5 protein-coding genes and 3 tRNA genes are annotated in these 4,613 nt (G+C 60.1%); 2 read left to right on the top strand and 6 right to left on the bottom strand.

Features of this window, described 5'->3' with window-relative positions; translation table 11 throughout:
- Both QZL67_RS07420 and gdhA read right to left on the bottom strand, forming a co-directional pair.
- Nucleotides 1-542 (bottom strand): Glu/Leu/Phe/Val dehydrogenase dimerization domain-containing protein (locus QZL67_RS07420; protein ID WP_292920088.1); only part of this gene is annotated, 542 nt, incomplete at its 3' end.
- A 13-nt stretch (nt 543-555) separates the two neighbouring features.
- Nucleotides 556-1,902: an NADP-specific glutamate dehydrogenase gene (gene gdhA / locus QZL67_RS07425; RefSeq protein ID WP_022290102.1), complete on the bottom strand. Its 1,347-nt coding sequence runs from the start codon at nt 1,900-1,902 to the stop codon at nt 556-558.
- A 318-nt stretch (nt 1,903-2,220) separates the two neighbouring features.
- Between gdhA and QZL67_RS07430 the strand changes: the two genes are divergently transcribed.
- Together QZL67_RS07430 and ymfI are read left to right on the top strand one after the other, a co-directional pair.
- Nucleotides 2,221-2,297 (top strand) — tRNA-Val (locus QZL67_RS07430).
- A gap of 84 nt (nt 2,298-2,381) precedes the next feature.
- Nucleotides 2,382-3,116 carry an elongation factor P 5-aminopentanone reductase gene (gene ymfI / locus QZL67_RS07435; RefSeq protein ID WP_022290103.1) on the top strand — a complete coding sequence of 245 codons (735 nt, stop codon included), beginning with the start codon at nt 2,382-2,384 and terminating at the stop codon, nt 3,114-3,116.
- A gap of 95 nt (nt 3,117-3,211) precedes the next feature.
- On the opposite strand, the gene QZL67_RS07440 is transcribed toward ymfI, so the two are convergent.
- The 4 genes from QZL67_RS07440 to QZL67_RS07455 all read right to left on the bottom strand — a co-directional run.
- A complete protein-coding gene (locus tag QZL67_RS07440) occupies nt 3,212-3,973 on the bottom strand; it encodes a S24 family peptidase (protein WP_022290104.1) in 762 nt (253 codons plus the stop codon).
- A 222-nt stretch (nt 3,974-4,195) separates the two neighbouring features.
- Nucleotides 4,196-4,279, bottom strand: a tRNA-Tyr gene (locus QZL67_RS07445).
- Between the two features lie 10 nt (nt 4,280-4,289).
- Nucleotides 4,290-4,365 (bottom strand) — tRNA-Thr (locus tag QZL67_RS07450).
- A gap of 22 nt (nt 4,366-4,387) precedes the next feature.
- Nucleotides 4,388-4,613 (bottom strand): hypothetical protein (locus tag QZL67_RS07455; RefSeq protein WP_292920090.1); only part of this gene is annotated, 226 nt, incomplete at its 5' end.

The following is a 4,613-nucleotide window of genomic DNA, read 5'->3' on the forward strand; positions in this document are numbered from 1 at the left end:
TACTCGCCGAAGAGATAGCCGATCTCCCGGGCACCCACACCGATATCACCGGCGGGGATGTCCGTGTCGGAACCGATGTGACGGTACAGGGCCGTCATGAAGCTCTGGCAAAAGCGCATGATCTCCCGGTTGCTCTTGCCCCGGGGGTCAAAGTCCGCACCGCCGGCGGCGCCGCCGATGGGCAGGCCGGTCAGGGCGTTTTTGTAGGTCTGCTCAAAACCCAGGAACTTCACCACGGAGGGGTTCACCGTGGGGTGGAACCGCAATCCGCCCTTGTAGGGGCCGATGGCGCTGTTGAACTGCGCCCGGTAACCGTGGTTCGTGTGGGCCATGCCCTGATCGTCCACCCAGGGCACGGTGAAGGAGAGCATCCGCTCCGGCTCCACCATCCGGGTCAGAAGATCCAGCCGCTCGAAGCGGGGATCATCTGTAACGGCCGGCTGAATCATCTCCAGCCAGGCCTGCACCGCCTGCAGATACTCAGGCTGATTGGCGTACCGCTGCTCCAGGGCAGCGGACACGCTGGCAGCATACTCGCTCATTCCGCTGCCCTCCTCACACCAAGCCGTAGGCCAGCATGGAGTCGGCCACCTTCAGGAAGCCTGCGATGTTGGCGCCGGCCACCAGGTCGCCGGGCTTGCCGTACTCCGCAGCGGCGTTGGAGGCGTTGTGGTACAGGTTGGTCATGATAGACTTGAGGTGCTCATCCACCTCTTCAAAGGTCCAGTAGAAGCGCATGGAGTTCTGGCTCATCTCCAGAGCGGAGGTGGCCACGCCGCCGGCGTTGGCCGCCTTGGCGGGGGCAAACAACAGCCCTGCACCCTGCAGGGCCGCCACTGCCTCCGGCGTGCAGGGCATGTTGGCGCCCTCGGCCACGGCGAAGCAGCCGTTCTTGATCAGCGCCTTGGCGGCGTTCTCATCCAGCTCGTTCTGGGTGGCGCAGGGCAGTGCGATGTCGCAGGGGATCTGCCAGATACCGGCGCAGCCCTCGTGGTACTCGGCAGAGGGGTGGGTGTCCACATACTCCCGAATCCGCTTGCGCTCCACTTCCTTGAGCTGCTTGACGGCGGCCAGGTCAATGCCGTTACGGTCGTAGACATAGCCGTTGGAGTCGGACATGGCCACCACCTTGGCGCCGAACTCGGTGGCCTTCTCGCAGGCGTAGATGGCCACGTTGCCGGAGCCGGAGATCACCACCGTGGAGCCTTCAAAGCTGCGGCCAGCGTCCCGGAGCATGTTGTCGGTGAAGTAGCAAAGGCCGTAGCCGGTGGCTTCCGTCCGGGCCAGGCTGCCGCCGTAGGTCAGCCCCTTGCCGGTGAGGACGCCGGTAAACTCGTTGCGCAGCCGCTTGTACTGGCCGAAGAGGTAGCCGATCTCCCGGGCGCCCACGCCGATATCGCCGGCGGGTACGTCGGTGTCGGGCCCGATGTACTTGAAGAGCTCGCTCATGAAGCTCTGGCAAAAACGCATGACCTCAGCGTCGGACTTTCCCTTGGGGTCGAAGTCGCTGCCGCCCTTGCCGCCGCCGATGGGCAGGCCCGTCAGGGAGTTTTTGAAGATCTGCTCGAAGCCCAGGAACTTGATGATGCCCTCATAGACAGAAGGGTGGAACCGCAGGCCGCCCTTGTAGGGGCCGATGGCGCTGTTGAACTGCACCCGGAAGCCCCGGTTGACGTGGACCTTGCCCTGATCGTCCTCCCAGGGCACCCGGAACTTGATGATCCGCTCCGGCTCTACCAGGCAGTCCATCACGCCTTCCGTGATATACTCCGGGCGGGCCTCCACCACGGGGACCAGAGAAGTGAGGACTTCGTGAACCGCCTGGTGAAACTCCGGTTCCGCCGGGTTCCGGCGGATGACACGCTCCATCAGACCGTTCAGATATTCGTGCTGAATGTTCATGCTCTATACCTCCCAAGGCAGGCCGTCAACTCCACGCAGCAGGTGCTGCGCCGCGCCTGTCACACATTAGTTGTTTAAATCGTAGCACAATTAAAACTTCTCCGTCAATCTTTTTGTAGGTTGAGACAGCTCCCTCCGACGAATCTTGTGTATCTTCCCAATTTTTCAGGTCAGTAACCGTTTACTCTTGTTCGAATTTTCACTACGATCCCGACCGCTCCCACAACTCCTATGCGGCTTCGCAAAAAAAATGCAGTTTTTTTCAAAAAACTGTTGACAAACCAGGGTAAGTCGTGTAAGATAAACACGTTCCGCTTCGGACGATTAGCTCAGCTGGCTAGAGCACCTGCTTGACGTGCAGGGGGTCACAGGTTCGAGTCCTGTATCGTCCACCAACGAAAGCACCTGCCTTGGCAGGTGCTTTTTTTCGTATACAGGGGCCGGCCCTTTTGCTGCCGGTACAGGGAAGGAGCGTCTTTATGAGAAATGTCGCGCTGGTCACCGGCGCCTCCCGGGGAATCGGCCGTGCCATTGCCAGGGAGCTGGCCCGGGAGGGCTACGCCGTATGCGTCAACTGCCTTTCGCACCTCCAGGCGGCGCAGGAACTGGCCGGGGAACTGCGCCAGCAGGGTCAGGACGCCATCGCCGTGCAGGCGGATGTGGCCAGCCGGAGCGCAGTGGAGGATATGGTGCGCACCGTGGAACGGGAACTGGGCCCGGTGACGCTGCTGGTGAACAACGCCGGCATCTCCCGCCAGTGCCTGTTTCAGGATATGGATGACGAGACCTGGGACCGCTTTTTTGCCGTCAATGTGAACGGCGCGAAAAATACCATCCAGGCCGTGCTGCCCCACATGCTCTCGGAGAAGGCGGGCTGCATCGTGAACCTCTCCTCCATCTGGGGACTGCGTGGTGCCTCCTGTGAGGTGGCCTATGCCGCCACCAAGGCCGCGCTGGTAGGACTGACCCGCTCTCTGGCCCTGGAGCTGGCCCCCTCTCACATCCGGGTCAACGCAGTGGCGCCGGGCTGCATCGAGACCGACATGGTCCGGATGCTGGGCCCGGAGACCCGGGACCTGCTGATTGAGGAAACGCCTCTGGGCCGCCTGGGTACACCGGAGGATATCGCCCATGCCGTGGCATTTCTGGCCTCGGACAAGGCCTCCTTCCTCACGGGACAGATCCTCACCGCCGACGGCGGCTTCACCGTCTGACGGTCCGGAAGCAGGAACGCCGCCTCTCTCCCGCATCATGTAAATACCTCATTATTATAAAAAAGGACCCGCTGCTTTCCACAGCGGGTCCTTTTTTATTCGTCTCCCATTCCGGGAAGAGGCGGAGCATGGACGATCACCCGCCCGAAACACACCAGTGTCCGGCCGCTGTCAGCCGTGAGCACCACGTCGGCATCGGCCCGGGCCCGGTTCAGGGAAAAGAGATACACGGTCCCCAGCGGGTCCTTTCGGTATTGTTTGCAAACCATCTCCCCATCCACACAGAAGATGCCCACATCTCCCTGCCGCAGTGGGTCCCGGTTCACATACACCACCGAGCCGTCGGCAATATAGGGCGCCATAGAGTCGCCCTGGATTCGCACGGCAAACTCCGCCCCGGCAGGCACATCCTCCTTTACCGGCAGATAGTCGAAATCCTCCCCGAACACCGGGGCCGCGTAACCGGCCGCCGCCGGGCTCCGGTACAGCGGGATGACCCGGGGCTCCTGATCCGCCGTACGGCTCTCCTCCAGATCATCCCGGTAGGCGCAAAGCGCCTCTACCATGGAGCGCACCGTCTCCCGTCCCAGCGTGGAAAGTCCCCGGTACTGCTCCAGCAGCGCACGCTCTGTCTGCGTCAGCACCAGAGCTCCGGCGTGGAAACTGTCCTGAAACAACACGTTCGGCTCGGTCTTCAAAGCATCGAACAGCCGCAGGATCACATCCTCCCGGGGAAAGCTGATGCCTTTTTCATAGTTGCTGACGGCAGAAGGCGTCACACCCAGCAAATCCGCCAACTGCTGCCGAGACATGCCCAGTTCCTCCCGGCGTGCCTGGACGCGCTCCCCAAGTGTCATGGCTGCCTCCCCTTTCCCTTTCCGCGGTTTTCTTCAGGATACCCTACTTTCTTCGCCCTGTCAACTGAGGAATAACAAGAAACTTGTAAAATAGCGCTTGACATAATAGAACATTTGTGCTATTGTATCCTTGTTCACAAGATTCTTGTTAATCAACATTCAATATTCAATTTTTCTTGTCATTTAGGGTAGAAAAAAGCGCCCGCGATTGCAGGCACCTTTTGGTGGGGGAAGGTGGATTCGAACCACCGAAGCCGAAGCAACAGATTTACAGTCTGCCCCATTTGACCGCTCTGGAATTCCCCCATATGAAATTTGGAGCTGGTGGACGGATTCGAACCCCCGACCTGCTGATTACAAATCAGCTGCTCTACCAGCTGAGCTACACCAGCAGTTCCAACAGCAGGATTAATATTACCAGATGAATATGAATTTGTCAACAGGATTTTCAATTTTTTTTGTTTTTTCTTTTGGGAGGGATTTTTGTTGCTGTATCTGCGGCGCCGCCCTCGGCGGCGGCAAGTCCTCTGTACCCTGTGCGGACAGGAGATCACAGAGGGCGAGGACTATTGGATCTGCAACGGCAGCCGGATCTGCTGCCGTTGCCTCACCGCATTTGCCCGTACGGAGCTGGCTCCCT

Source organism: Oscillibacter sp. CAG:155, assembly GCA_000436875.1.
Lineage (GTDB): Bacteria > Bacillota > Clostridia > Oscillospirales > Oscillospiraceae > Oscillibacter.